General features: G+C 33.9%; 12 protein-coding genes. 3 read left to right on the top strand and 9 right to left on the bottom strand.

What is annotated here, in order from left to right:
• Positions 1-59: 59 nt before the first annotated feature.
• The 9 genes from I5435_RS11460 to I5435_RS11420 all read right to left on the bottom strand — a co-directional run bounded on the left by I5435_RS11460 (position 60) and on the right by I5435_RS11420 (position 9,481).
• Positions 60-374 carry a hypothetical protein gene (locus I5435_RS11460; RefSeq protein WP_025219532.1) on the bottom strand — a complete coding sequence of 105 codons (315 nt, stop codon included), beginning with the start codon at positions 372-374 and terminating at the stop codon, positions 60-62.
• A 286-nt stretch (positions 375-660) separates the two neighbouring features.
• On the bottom strand, positions 661-2,121 hold the full coding sequence (locus tag I5435_RS11455; RefSeq protein WP_337982262.1) for a pyridoxal phosphate-dependent decarboxylase family protein: 1,461 nt from the start codon (positions 2,119-2,121) through the stop codon (positions 661-663).
• A 108-nt stretch (positions 2,122-2,229) separates the two neighbouring features.
• Positions 2,230-3,756 carry an MFS transporter gene (locus tag I5435_RS11450; RefSeq protein ID WP_024361677.1) on the bottom strand — a complete coding sequence of 509 codons (1,527 nt, stop codon included), beginning with the start codon at positions 3,754-3,756 and terminating at the stop codon, positions 2,230-2,232.
• A gap of 30 nt (positions 3,757-3,786) precedes the next feature.
• Entirely contained in the window at positions 3,787-4,689 is a 903-nt protein-coding gene (locus tag I5435_RS11445) for a prephenate dehydrogenase dimerization domain-containing protein (RefSeq protein ID WP_025219534.1), read from the bottom strand.
• A complete protein-coding gene (gene pabB / locus I5435_RS11440) occupies positions 4,679-6,139 on the bottom strand; it encodes an aminodeoxychorismate synthase component I (RefSeq protein WP_337982261.1) in 1,461 nt (486 codons plus the stop codon). Before pabB ends, I5435_RS11445 begins: the two co-directional genes overlap by 11 nt.
• On the bottom strand, positions 6,120-6,731 hold the full coding sequence (locus I5435_RS11435; RefSeq protein ID WP_337982260.1) for an anthranilate synthase component II: 612 nt from the start codon (positions 6,729-6,731) through the stop codon (positions 6,120-6,122). Before I5435_RS11435 ends, pabB begins: the two co-directional genes overlap by 20 nt.
• On the bottom strand, positions 6,728-7,024 hold the full coding sequence (locus I5435_RS11430; protein ID WP_024361673.1) for a chorismate mutase: 297 nt from the start codon (positions 7,022-7,024) through the stop codon (positions 6,728-6,730). The genes I5435_RS11435 and I5435_RS11430 overlap by 4 nt, the downstream gene beginning before the upstream one ends.
• A gap of 187 nt (positions 7,025-7,211) precedes the next feature.
• Positions 7,212-8,042: a N5-glutamine methyltransferase family protein gene (locus tag I5435_RS11425; protein ID WP_024361672.1), complete on the bottom strand. Its 831-nt coding sequence runs from the start codon at positions 8,040-8,042 to the stop codon at positions 7,212-7,214.
• Positions 8,042-9,481, bottom strand: a complete 1,440-nt coding sequence (locus I5435_RS11420) for an FAD-dependent oxidoreductase (protein ID WP_337982259.1) — start codon at positions 9,479-9,481, stop codon at positions 8,042-8,044. Before I5435_RS11420 ends, I5435_RS11425 begins: the two co-directional genes overlap by 1 nt.
• Positions 9,482-9,838: 357 nt before the next feature.
• On the opposite strand from I5435_RS11420, the gene I5435_RS11415 reads away from it, so the two are divergent.
• From I5435_RS11415 to I5435_RS11405, 3 genes are all read left to right on the top strand, one after another.
• Positions 9,839-10,756 carry a polyprenyl synthetase family protein gene (locus I5435_RS11415; protein WP_025219537.1) on the top strand — a complete coding sequence of 306 codons (918 nt, stop codon included), beginning with the start codon at positions 9,839-9,841 and terminating at the stop codon, positions 10,754-10,756.
• Between the two features lie 14 nt (positions 10,757-10,770).
• Positions 10,771-10,932 (top strand): competence pheromone ComX, encoded by a 162-nt coding sequence (gene comX, locus I5435_RS11410; RefSeq protein ID WP_081769888.1) that lies wholly within the window; start codon positions 10,771-10,773, stop codon positions 10,930-10,932.
• Positions 10,933-11,271: 339 nt separating this feature from the next.
• Entirely contained in the window at positions 11,272-13,569 is a 2,298-nt protein-coding gene (locus I5435_RS11405) for a sensor histidine kinase (protein WP_337982258.1), read from the top strand.
• The last annotated feature ends 9 nt before the right edge of the window (positions 13,570-13,578 follow it).

The raw sequence follows: 13,578 nt of genomic DNA, 5'->3' as shown, positions 1-13,578 counted from the left end.
AGACAGAAAGCATTTTTCCTTCTGACATTAAGCTCACTCTTTCATTAAAAAATTATCCATTAGCGTAATTCAATTAAATTAGGTAGCTTTTCCAATACTTCTCTAAACTCTAGTAAGTCTTTAAAAATATATTGTTTATCAATTCCATTAAAGAAAGTATATTGCGCACGTTCGAGATTATCCGTAATTTCAAGGGAAATCGACACATGCGTTAAATCACAGTCAGGCAAATGACAGTGTTCTTCAGCAAACCATTTAACAAATACAGGTTCCGTAATCTCTTTTGTATAGAAAAGTAAATTTTGATCTTCATAAAATCTAAACTTAAAGCCCTTTTGCAATAACAAGTGTAATATTTGTTCTTTTGTCTCCATTGTTCATCCTCCTATAATGAAAGAATTCTTTCGCTTGTAACCGTTTTACACCTAGATTATACCAAAGTAAATATTACCAATTATATACATCTTTCTATGTTAACATTATTTGTTTGATTATTAAAATAATACACCTACTTTTACAAGTATAATACCTACAGCTAATAAGGTGTTTATATGCGTTTGGCCATAAGAAAAGAACATATTTTGATTTTCAAAACATGTTCTTTTTATATTAAATAAATACCTTTCATCTAAATGATGCGAAAACAAATAGACAGCATCTTCAATTTTTGACAGTCTGTAGCTCCTTGCTTTTATTGACATCGGAAAGCATTTTGACAGAAATGGCTCTTGCGTATTTATCCAAAAGTGCAATCGTCTTCTTTATTTCCATATCGGTTGTTTCAGGATTAATCGTACAAATTCTTAAAACTACTTGGCCGTTTAAAATTGTCGTAAAGACACCGGCATAAGCACTACTAACCATTTTTCTCGAAATTTCTGTATTCACTTTATTTATGATTTCATCGTCAAAATGCGGTGGTGAAAATCGAAAATTGACGATTGCCAAGTTCGCTTTCGTTATAATGTTCCAATCCTTGTACTTTAATACTTCACATTCTGCATATTCTGCTAGACGTATACCATGATTAATAAATTCCTCCATCTTATCCGACCCCAGAACTTGCAACGTGAACCACAGCTTTAGCGCTCTAGCTGGGCGTGTCAGTTCCATACCAAAGTCCCAAAAATTGATTTCTTCATTATTTATTTGTGCATCTCTTAAATATTCAGGGTTAGTATGAAAACTATGAAATAATAAGTTTTTATTTTTAACCAAAATCATACCACAACCATACGTCTGAAATAACCATTTATGGGCATCCCAACTGACGCTATCAGCTTTTTCAATCCCTTTTAATTTACTTTTATGCTTTTTTGACAAAAGGACAGTCGCACCATAAGCCCCATCAACATGCATCCAAAGATTAAACTTTTGGCAAATGCGATGAATATCTTCCATCTGATCAATACTTCCTGTATTAGTGGAACCAGCACTCGCAATTACTATAAATGGCTTTAAGCCTAATGATAAGTCTGCTTTTATTTGTTCATTCAACATCATTGTATTTAATTTAAAATTATCCGTTTGAATAATTCGAATATTACGATCGCTTACACCAATTATTTTAAGACCTTTCTTTACAGATGAGTGTGTTTGATCGGAAATATAGGCTATTCCTTTGGCAAGGTCGCCATTTAATTTGTTATCGCGCGCTACTGTTAACGCAGTAATATTTGCAATCGAACCACCTGATACAAAAATTCCTCCAGATTGTTCGGTGTAACCAATTTTATTATTTAACCAAGCGATCAGTTCCTTTTCAATATAACTAGCCGTAGGTGTTGACATCCAACTTCCTGCATGCATATTGTAAGCATTGGTTACAACATCAGCTACCCAAGAGATAAGTGATGCAGGACCTGGTACAAAACCAAAATAACGAGGATGATTTAGCTTAGCTCTATATTTATAAATAAATTCTACTGCATCAGATAGAACGTCGCACATCGGTCTACCTTCATTTGGTATCGCTAAATCATCCAATATTTGAAATACATTGTCGTTTGAGAATTCAATGACTTTTTGGCTATGCAAATTTTGCTGATCTGATAAAAATTTTCTTATAAAGTTCATCATTGTCTCTTCTATTTCAATTATATTATCGATATTGTTATTCATATATCATCATTCCTTCATTTTAAGTTGTTCAGCAAGTGCCATGATTTTAGCAATTAATGTTGGTCACCCTATCAATAATTCGTTCTCCACTAAAAAATCCCCCTAATTTCAATGATTAGAGGGATGCTCTTCTTTAATAAAAAAGAAAGTTAAAATAGCAGTAAGTAAAATGAAACAAAAGGCTGCTAAGCTCGTATATTCAACGCCCTTTAGAAAGGCAGAGTTTGCAATATTGAGCAAATCAGTCGATAAATCTTTTGGTAACGACTCACTTACGGCTAAAGTACCTGCAAGCGTATCTGTCGAACCTTCTGAAATCTTGGTCTGAAGATAATCTGGTAGTAAAAACGATTGTCTATACCACCACGTAATCGCTCCCCCAATTAACGTCGTACCAAGGACAACGCCAACTTCATAGGCCGTTTCACTTACCGACGAGGCCCCACCCGCTTTTTCAGGAATAACTGATGAAATAATAAGGTCATTGGATACTGTAGTAATGATGCCCACACCACTACTAATGAACAGAAAAGCTAAACCAATAATTAGAGGTGTCAGTGTTAAACTATAGACGGCTAAAAAAGAAATCGCAATAAGAATAAGGGACACACTAATAATAAAATTAGGCTTAACTTTTTGTGCGATGACAACGATACCTATTCCAGAAATAATCGCTAATATTTCACCTGGTACAAGGATAAAGCTACTAATTAATGGCGATATTCTATGAGATATTTGAAGTAATTGTGTTGCAAAGAAGATAAATCCTATTAATGAACCTAAGCTGACCATATTGATAAAGACAAGCGACGAAAAGCTTTTATTTCTAAACAGACTCATATCTAACAAAGGATTAGGTAATACAAGCTGTCGTTTTACAAACAGCACAGCAAAAATAGCGCCAATCCCTATGCTTAGTAAGCTTACTTGCCATTCTCCACCAGTAGCAACTTGTTTTAATCCAAACATAATACCAAACATGGCAATGAAAGACATGCCAATACTGAAGAAATCTACTCTGCCAGTTAACTTTTCTTGTGATTCGGTAATAAAATTGCGAATAAAGAATATGACAGGAATAAAAAAAGGAATTGAAATTAAAAAGATTGCGTGCCAAGAAAAGAAAGTAAGTAATACACCACCAATAATTGGTCCAAGTACAGAACCAATTGTTAAGCAAGTAGCCCAAGCCGCTACTACTAATCTTCTCTCCTCTCGGTCAAGAAAAGTTGAACGTATTAAGGCTAATGTAGCAGGTAGAATCATTGCACCAAAAAAACCTAGCGCCGCTCTACCAGCAATAATTTGGCCTGCATTTTGCGAAAAAATGACAATAAAAGATATAATCGAAAATCCAAGACTACCGATAAAAAGTACTTTTTTGTGTCCTTTACGGTCACCAATACCACCCATCGTAACAAGTAGACTTGCCAGCACTAAAGCGTAAGCATCAATTATCCAGAGCTGTTGAGCAGCACTCGGTGATAATGCATATGTAAGCTGTGGTAAGGCAAATGACAGGATCGTATTATCAATTGTAACACTCAAAACTGGCAATAAAATGATTAAAAGCGCCAATAGTTTTGGTTTACTTTTAACAATGGTGACAAAAGGACTTACAGACTTCTCTTCCATAATATGCCTCCTTTTACTGTAAGCATAAGATTAATTGCTATTAAAATATCGGTTCCACTTTTCTTTCAGCTCATTTAAAGATTCCCCTAAAACCTCTTCATGGTTTTTCAACAAAACAGAAAAGTCTTTGAAGCAATCCTCTTCGATGATGTGATTGAGATTCGTTATAGAATGGATGACATCATTTCTAATTTTCTCGGAATAAGGATTATACTTTTGAATGTCCCAATACACATCGGGTGAATTTTGTGTTAGCCTGGCTGATAAGCATAACATCATCTGCATAGGCGGTGGAGAAAGCTGCATCATTTCGTTTATTGAAAAATCATGTTTCTCCCCTAATACACTAATCAATGAAAGCGTTAAAATATGAGGAAGTGCTTGCACAAGTGAAACTTTCTCATCATGGCCATGCGGGTCAAACTCAAATACTACCATATCATTGTATTCAATTAGAGTTTTCATCATCGTATATGCCTCTGACTCTTCCTCTTTTACAATCGCTACCGCTCTTCCTTGATAAGGCAAAGTAGGTGAAAACATAAAATTAATCCCTACCATAGGGTTATTCGGTAAAAAGGTTTTACCATGCTTGAAAAAAGAGCTTTGTATAGAACATGTATTAATGATTTTTACTTCTTCCTTCATCAAATGAGCTTTTGATGCTAATACATCTAAACAGGAGGATTCGGGTAATGCAAAAATAATTGCATCCCCCGAAGAATAAAGATCATTTATATCATCAGATAGTACATCAGATACGATAATTTCTAGGTTCGAGTAAAGATTGCCACACGCAGCTCTTAAGGAATCTCCTTCACACGGCTCTTTGTCTATAATGACTAGATGATGCCCTGACTTCATTAATAATGATGATAAAAATTGCCCAATTAACCCATTTCCCCCCAATACTATTATTGTCTCATGTTTCATTGTGCTTTTGAACCCTCCTTATACTTTGAAACGGAACACTTGCCTTAATTAATGTTTCACGGAACTCTTCCTCTGCATCTGAAGCCTCTATAATAGCTCCTCCTACGCCAAAAGTTGCAATTTGATCTTTAATGACGACCGTTCTAATAACAATACTCAAATCTGTATAACCATTAAAGCCAATCCAACCAATAGATCCAGAATAGATCCCTCGAGGAGACTCTTCCAATTCATCTATTATTCTCATCGTTCTTAGTTTTGGTGCTCCAGTCATTGAACCCCCAGGGAAGCATTTACCTATCGATTTAAAAATACCATTATCCCAATTTAATTCGCCAACGACTGTGGAAACTAACTGATGTACAGATGAATAGGTTTCTACAACAAAAGCTTCTGGTACACTCACCGTATCAGGATGGCAAACTTCATTAAAATCATGCCTTACTAAGTCGACAATCATTAAATTCTCTGCTCTATCCTTTGAGGAAGTCATTAAACTTTCTTTCTCCAAACGATCTTGTTCTTCAGTAGTCCCTCTTGCTCTAGTTCCCTTAATAGGTTTCGATGCCATTTTTCCGTTTTCGTCAATGCTTATAAACATTTCTGGAGAAGAACTTACGATTGAAAAACGTTCGGTATTGAAAAAAGCGCTATACCTTACCGGGCTCAAAAGTCTCATTTCTTTATATAGCAGCAATGGATCCAAGCTATAAGGCAGGGAAGCACGGTTTGTTAAACATATTTCGTAAGATTCACCTTCAGTAATATATGTTTGACACTGTTTTATCTTGTCCTTGTAGTCATCACTCGATATCTCTAAGTCAATCTCATCTTCTGTTGGAGGTATTAAAAATTGGACCGTTTTTCTTTGTATAGACTCTTCACTTTTCTGCAGTAGAGCTTCTGATACAGTTAAAATTTCACCCCACAAGTTGCACACATAACGCTTCTGATCTCGATGATCAAACACTACAATATTTTTAGGTAAATAAAGAACAGCATCTGGCAAATCTGAACTATGTTTATTCGGTATCCCTCGAAGTGCTTTTAACTCGTATCCTAAATAGCCAATGACTCCTCCATTAAATGGATGTAACACCTCTTTAGGCATTTCATTGGTTATTAAAGAAAATATGCAGTCCATAACTTCGTAAAAATCTCCATAAACCGACTCTTGTCCTTTAGGGCCAGTTATATCCAACCTTGAATCTTGAACATAATACATGAAGGAAATTGCAGCATCTATATCACAATTTCCCATAATCGAAAACCGACTGCCAAACTCACTTGCTAACTCTCCATCTAACCAAAAACTATCTTTTGAACCATAAAATAATTTTTCATAGATATCGATAGGAGAAGACGCCCACTCTATTTCAATATTCTTTGGCGCCACAAGCATTGGGCACCCTACACCCTCTAGCTTTTCTTTAAGCGAAATCTCGTACATGTAATGGCCTCCCGTAGGATTTTTCCGCAGAAATATCAATAAAATTTTTAATTAATTCAACGCCAAACTCCGAATCAATGGACTCAGGATGAAATTGGACGCCATAAATAGGTAACTCTTTATGGGCAATCGCCATAATTAAACCATCTTGAGTATAAGCAGTTGCTTCAAGGGAAGGCGCAAGTTTAGTACAGATTAAAGAGTGATATCTAACTGCAAAAAAACTATTTGGCAAGCCTTTAAATAGATTGTCACCACTATTGACAATAAGCTCTTTGTAACCATGAACTGGTTTTGGAGCTTTGCCAACCTCGCCACCAAAACAATAATTAATCCCTTGATGCCCTAAACAAATACCTAAAATAGGCATATTCACTTCTTTAATAATCCGTTTACATATACCAAAATCTTCATCCTTTTCTGGCGTTCCAGGTCCAGGAGATAGAATGATATTATTAAATTCCGATAGATTAATTTTATGAAAAGGATAATCATTCGTTACGACAACAGGAGAAACATTCGTTACTCTATAAACATATTGCGCAATATTATTAGTAAAAGAATCATAATTGTCTATTATTAGTGTTTTCATTGGTTTGCTTTCATTCCTTTGATTAACTTATCTTCAACCGCACACGTTTCATTAATAATAATTTTAAATACATCCTCAATATATTTTGGATTTAAATTGTTTTCTTTTGCTACGATGCTTGTTTTCTTTAATACTTCTTCAATCCTTTTTGGCTGCATCATATTCACATTGTATTTGTATTTATATTTTGCTATTTCTGTGCATACTTCCATTCTTTCCGATAACAGTGCAACAATTTTAGTGTTGATCGTATCGATTTCTGCTCTCCACTCTTCAAGTAACTCTTCTTTCATTATTTAATCCTCCTTCTCTAGTGAAATCATTTCGTTACTACAAATTTCTAGCTACAGATGAGCATCTGTTTAAAATGCCTTTGATATAGCGTGATAGCAAATAGTAGACAAATATCTGAAATTGAGAACGATTTATAAAGATAAAAGATTGTACCCTTATGATTTGAGATATTTCTTGGATATTTATTTATAGCTTATAACCTATAGTAAAGATGGAGAGTCCTGTCTCGTCAGAATATTTCTCGCTTACGATTGTTTGGATGTTATAAAAATTATTGCTTGCTAATATCGCACTGACGCTTTCTCCTTGATTTTCATCATGTTCGATTAATACAACGCCATCTTTTTTTAATGCTCTATTGGCAAATAAAGCTGACGCATAAATAATATCTAGGCCATCCTGCTCTGCATAGACCGATTCTTCTGGATGATGCACCCCCCACTCAGGGGGTTGCGCCATTTCTTTCGGTACATATGGGGGATTGGATATAACAATCTCTGCTTCGACTGCTTTTTGCGGCATATCATCAAAATATTCTTTGATGTCTCCTTGATAAACGTCAACCTTCTCGGCATTATGACGCAAAATGTTTCGCTTGAGATACTTAGTAGCTAAATCTGATTTTTCTATACAGACAATGTTTGCATTTGTCATTTTCCAAATTTCTATCCCGATTGCACCCGAACCAGAACATAAGTCATAAACGAAAGAACTCGGAGCAATTGCTTTATTTTCTTTCAGCCACTCAACGATCCCCAAACTTTGAATTCTCGGTATAAAAACGCCTGTTCCAACAACATATCTATTAGCGTTCAGTTCTGCGTAGCCTACAATATGCTCCAACGGAATTCTATTACATCTTTCATGAATATCTGCCTCAAATTCCTTTACTGCTATTGGGTCATTTTGTCCCGCTTCTGTAAAATAATATTGACTGTATATTTTTTCGTAGTCTCCCACAGGGTCCCAAACCCCTGCGTTTTTTAACAAGTTAATATAATCATCTTTTGTCTTCATCATTCACTCCACGCATTGTAGTATGTTCTTAGCTGTTCTTTAGAAGATTTAGGATGTGTCAGGTAAAGAGAAAGGATTTCAGGTGGTGGAGCAAATTCCTTATGTAGCTCGTCTAAAATTTCTTCAAAACTATGAAGCATTCCTTTTTCTAAAATAGGATGCCAATAAGGTTGCACGTCCCAACGATATTCGTAACCAGTGGCAAACATTTCGGATGTTGTTTTAGCAATCAATTCATGTCTTGGTGTATTATAGAGAGGCTTTCGAATTGGATGAAAATCAGAAAGGTCAATATCGTTTACAATCCCACTTATTTCGTTAGCTAAGTGTTCAGCGATTAAAGGAGATTGGTGTAACCCATCTCTATATGTTCCTGTAGCCAACCAAAGACCATCATATTTAATTTGACCGATTAACGGGAATCCATCAGCTGGTATCGGTCTATTTCCAACTTGAATTTTTTTAATGTCGGCATTAAAAAGATCTAAGTGTAATTGTTCTACTGCACAATCTAATAAAAATTGTACATCCGATACATAGGCATTTTTCCTTGGAATATCCGATAGTATATTGGTTGCACCGATGTAAAGCTCTTTCCCATTTCGAGGAACGCAATGTAAACCGCAGGCAAATGCTCGATTTGGCGTTCGAATGACCCTGTTATAATTTTCTATGTCATCTAATTCTAAAAGTATTGACACACCGTACCCTGAAAACATTGGCGGTATTTTATTTTTCAATTCTAAATCGAAATCTAATAAATCTAACGAATGAACCCCTGCAGCAATAATGATATTTTTTGCAAAAATTTTCTGTTCGCTCAGTTCAATCCCACAAACTTGATTGCCTTCTGTAATTACTGATAGTGCATGTTCATTGAAAAGGGTTCCTCCAAGATTATGAATGGCTTTGGAAAGTTTAGCTAATAAAATGTTAGGATCAACTGCATTTTCTTCTGGTATTAGTAATGCTTTAAGAGGTCTTACTTGTTCATCTGCCTTTAGCCATACGTGGTTATCTGAATCTATTATTTCATAGCGTTCCGAGTTTTCTTTTAGCGCTTGTTCAATTTTCATAAAGTTAACAGAATCTACATCTCTTGTTCCTGCCGTATTAAGGATTACTTCCGTACCGTGGGCAATGATTACTTCTCTTTCATCACCTGAATCTTTCGTCAGTTTGGATAGCCAACCTTCCCACATATTTTTAGCCTTAATGTCCATTAATAATTTTTTTCGACCGAACTCACTTTTCATAAGACTTTCAGTCACTTCTCCATAACAGCCATTCATCGCGCCAGCAGCTGTAGATGCTGCTGATTCACGTGCTTCCTTCCCTATAAGTGCAACCTTTTGACCTCTAGAGGAAAGTTCGTATGCTATAGAAGATCCTATTGCTCCATTCCCTACAATAATCGTATCGAAATTAACATTGCTCATTATATAAGCCTCCAATATACTTTGAATTTTTTGATTCATTAGCAAATCTAAATGAAACTACTTACTATCATTACTTAAAGTCTAGAAATCACTTAATTAACCGGTATTAAAATAATTCTGACATTTAAATCTTCACATATTTTCTGTTGCAATTCACCGAAAATCACATTTCGGTATACCGAAAATAATTTGAAAAAACCGACCAATGCATTCAGTTTGGCAGCGATAATAAGCACGAAAAAGCTTATTGCCACCTTTATTTAACCTATATTAGCAGTTCCTTATTTTACAATGCTTAGGATATATTTTAATATAATGTTAATATGTGGTATTATTTACGAGATGGTGGTGTTATAGATGAGTTTAGATGTTAATAATCGATTGTATTCAACTATGGTAGATATTTTAGAGACTTATGTAACGAATAAGGATATGAAAACGCAGTTATATGAATTTATCGACTTTAAGAAAGAGGAAGGTTATTTATTTGGGGAGTTAGTCGTACTCCATTATGTGATTTATAACAATAAAATAGAAAATCACATTTTTAAAGTAGCAGCGGCAATTGAACTTCTTATTTTATCTTTTGATATTTTAGATGATATTGAAGACCAAGATAATCTTTCATCGCCTTGGGTTCAACACCAAAATTTATCGTTAAATATTTCAAGTTACTTACTCTTTTTATGTCAGTTAATCATTAAAGAATCCGATTTTAAACATAAATATATAGCATTAGAACTCTTGATCACAAAAGCTTTGCGTGCTATTGAAGGACAACATATCGATTTATTAAACAATATATCTTGTGAAGATCGCTATATTGACATGGTTGTTTTAAAGTCTGGGTCCTTAACGGAGTTAGCTTGTTTAATAGGAACTGTTCTTGCGAATCCGGATAAAGCAACTGAAGTTCAATTTTACGGTAGTCACATCGGGGTAATTGGTCAGATTCAAAATGATATGGAAGGTATGAAATGTTGGGATGGGAAAAATGATTTGCTGAATAAAAAATGGACTTTACCCATTTTATATTTGTTAGCCGTGGAACAAAATCATCCGGTGATAGAAAAAATCCAAAACTATTACAACGGTAGTATAGAAAAACACGAAATATTGGAGCTTGCTAAAGTGATTGAATCACTGTTAGAAGAAACAGGTGCTTTTCTTTATTCAAAAGTCACCCAACAACTGTATCGAAACAAGGCTGAATCCAGCATCATGTCATTATCAATTACTAAAAAATATAAAGAAGCACTACTTAAATACATTTAAAAGGAGATCTTCATATGAAAAACATCATTCACTATCTAATGAAAGACACTGAAGTTTTACATCTCTTAAAAAACAATAAAATTTGTATTATAGGTATCTCTCCAGAAGAGAATAAGGCTCTTATAGACGTTGTTTTAAATAAAAAACCGCAGTTGCAAGCCTATTACTGGAAATAACTTCAACGTAACAGTATAACGCAAAAGGATTATCACCACGATATGCAGAAGAGGAAACTACGATAATACTTGTAGCCTTTTTCTCGAAAAAATGCACGAGCAAACTAAAAAGCAAGCTGAATACATCACCACTATACACACACCATCCCTACCTATTGCATTTGAAAGGAACTATACATCATAAATAAATTAAGGGTTACGACTCTTCATTTATTTGTAATGGCAACAAAAGGGAATTCGCTAAAACTTAATTTCTACGTCCAATATTCATAGTAGCCAATTCCCTCTATTTTAATATGTCACTCCTATGGATTGTCACTTACTTCTAAGGAGGAAATGATGAAAAAGCAAAAATTTATTTGGATGGGATTCCCCATTTTTATTACTACACTATTAATCATTTATTTTTTTTATCTTACAATGAAATATCCTTTAATTGGGATAGAGGTATTAAATAAAGATAAACAATACTTTGTAGATACTATTTATGAAAATTCATGGGGAATAAATCGAAATATCCAACCAGGTGACCAAATCTTAAAAGTCAATAACGCTCATCCTTCACTTCATCACTCTATCATTTATTTCCAACGAATAGAGTTAGCTGAGTCTCTAACTATTATTAATGCTGCTAATGAAACTGTTACATTTATCGTTGAAAACGGAAATAAAAGTTTAATGCTTGAAGTGCAACTTTTCGTTAAAATTTTATCTGTCATCATTGCGATTGCGCTAGCAATCATATTGAATACCCGACATTCTGAAAAAAGTTCATCACAGGTTCTCACTTATTTTTTATTAACGATTGCGCTTTGTTATAGTAGCGCCCCGATTTCTGCAAGAGGAGATGTAATTGGACGTAGCATCAATACGATCACGCTTCCAATATTCGTTATTTTATTTATACATTTTTTATATTTACATTTTTCTTATTCTAAACTTCCATTCATTAAAACCAGTTATCTTAAAGTATTATACCTTTTATATTTTCTTACTATGGCCATATCATTTGTCTCCTTTGTTAATAAAGACCTAGAAATTTCGAGTACGACTATTCAATTAAAATTTTTTTCGTCTTTAATATTTTTCTTACTATTTTTACTTATAAGGTACTATTATATTAACCATGAACCGAATGTACGCATTAAACTAAAAATAATGTTCTCAGGTTACTTTATTGCCTTCTCACCATTTATATTGTTTTATGCACTACCAATTATTTTCCACGATCGTTATATTATTTCTGCTGAAATAACAGGAATCTTTATTTTCATTATTCCTATTATTTTAGTTTATTTGCAATTGACCTATGAATTAATAGATATTGACTTCTTTTTAAATAAAATTAAATACTTTACGTTATTATCTTTACCATTTTCTATACTAACCACGCTTATAATAAGTTTTATGACTGAAGTACATCTATTATCGATTGAAATACTTATACTGGGCATCTTTATATTCTATCTTTCTTGCATCTTGCTCTATATTAAAGATTATTTAGACTATAAATTAAATCCTCATTTATTTTCTAAAAATAATCGATTAGACATTAGCTTATATGGCTTTTTCCAAAAAGTGAAATTTGAAACCAATCCTTTTACATTGATTGACGCACTTCAAAAGCAAATTAAAGATGTACTTTCTGTTGATAACTTAAACTATATCCAAATTGAAAAAAGACCCGCAGTAGACAATTGGACTGTTAAAACGGCTCACCAAAGCCTCGTAAATAATGCCATTCAAAAAATTAATTGGGCGCAGTATTCAAATGGTTCCTTGCTTAAAGTACATAAAGGCTTCGCAACGGTTATCGGTAGTAACGGCATTAGTAAAGAAATTATCTATTTTGAACAAAAGAAAAATAATGCAAAACTGAACCCACAAGAAAAGGCGTGGCTAGAGTCGATATCTTATTTTTCAAGTATTGTTTTAGAAAATAATTACTTAATTGAAGAGTTGAAATGCCAACTCGACTCTTATAAAAATAATATTGATGAAGTAATCATGCCTACTTCCTATTCAAAACTGCTCATGCATGTGACCGAAAAAGAACGTATTAATTTATCCATGGATTTACATGACAGTGTTTTACAAGGCTTATTACAATTAATAAGAAATATAGAAGGACTTATTAAACATGCTGAAAAATCATCAATAAGTAAAGAGTTAGACTGTCTAAAAGAAGATATCATCGACATAGCTCATTTAGTACGAGAAACATGCATTGAACTTCGTCCACCCTTTTTAAAAGAAGAAGGACTAGAACAAGCTTTAGGACATATGATTGAATCAACACGACAACATTGTGATTTCTCTATTTATTTTGATTATGATGGGCGGCTTGAAGGGCTTTCATATGAATTTGAAATTAATATTTATCGAATTGTTCAAGAACTACTCAACAATGCTCGTAAGCATGCGAATGCAAACGAAGTAGAACTTTCGATATTTTACGATGAATGCCATATCATTCTGCTATACGATGATGATGGTGTGGGATTACTCGAGTCATCTGAAATGGATACGAATAAAATCGGTATGTTCAGCATTAAAGAACGTGTTCGAATTTTAAATGGAACGATAGAAATTAATTCTTCATTGAACAAAGGACTTCACATTTGCATCATTATTTGAAATAGAGGT

Origin of the sequence: Lysinibacillus sp. C5.1 (assembly GCF_016350185.1) — a bacterium.
Lineage (GTDB): Bacteria > Bacillota > Bacilli > Bacillales_A > Planococcaceae > Lysinibacillus > Lysinibacillus sphaericus.
The sequence above is the reverse complement of the archived record's forward strand: the minus strand, read 5'-3'. Positions and strand labels throughout refer to the sequence as shown.

What these genes read in the sequence shown, in the direction of transcription:
- I5435_RS11460 (WP_025219532.1), bottom strand. Translation starts at nt 374, where the DNA reads ATGGAGACAAAAGAACAAATATTACACTTGTTATTGCAAAAGGGCTTT.
- I5435_RS11455 (WP_337982262.1), bottom strand. Translation starts at nt 2,121, where the DNA reads ATGAATAACAATATCGATAATATAATTGAAATAGAAGAGACAATGATG.
- I5435_RS11450 (WP_024361677.1), bottom strand. Translation starts at nt 3,756, where the DNA reads ATGGAAGAGAAGTCTGTAAGTCCTTTTGTCACCATTGTTAAAAGTAAA.
- I5435_RS11445 (WP_025219534.1), bottom strand. Translation starts at nt 4,689, where the DNA reads ATGAAACATGAGACAATAATAGTATTGGGGGGAAATGGGTTAATTGGG.
- pabB (WP_337982261.1), bottom strand. Translation starts at nt 6,139, where the DNA reads ATGTACGAGATTTCGCTTAAAGAAAAGCTAGAGGGTGTAGGGTGCCCA.
- I5435_RS11435 (WP_337982260.1), bottom strand. Translation starts at nt 6,731, where the DNA reads ATGAAAACACTAATAATAGACAATTATGATTCTTTTACTAATAATATT.
- I5435_RS11430 (WP_024361673.1), bottom strand. Translation starts at nt 7,024, where the DNA reads ATGAAAGAAGAGTTACTTGAAGAGTGGAGAGCAGAAATCGATACGATC.
- I5435_RS11425 (WP_024361672.1), bottom strand. Translation starts at nt 8,042, where the DNA reads ATGAAGACAAAAGATGATTATATTAACTTGTTAAAAAACGCAGGGGTT.
- I5435_RS11420 (WP_337982259.1), bottom strand. Translation starts at nt 9,481, where the DNA reads ATGAGCAATGTTAATTTCGATACGATTATTGTAGGGAATGGAGCAATA.
- I5435_RS11415 (WP_025219537.1), top strand. Translation starts at nt 9,839, where the DNA reads ATGAGTTTAGATGTTAATAATCGATTGTATTCAACTATGGTAGATATT.
- comX (WP_081769888.1), top strand. Translation starts at nt 10,771, where the DNA reads ATGAAAAACATCATTCACTATCTAATGAAAGACACTGAAGTTTTACAT.
- I5435_RS11405 (WP_337982258.1), top strand. Translation starts at nt 11,272, where the DNA reads ATGAAAAAGCAAAAATTTATTTGGATGGGATTCCCCATTTTTATTACT.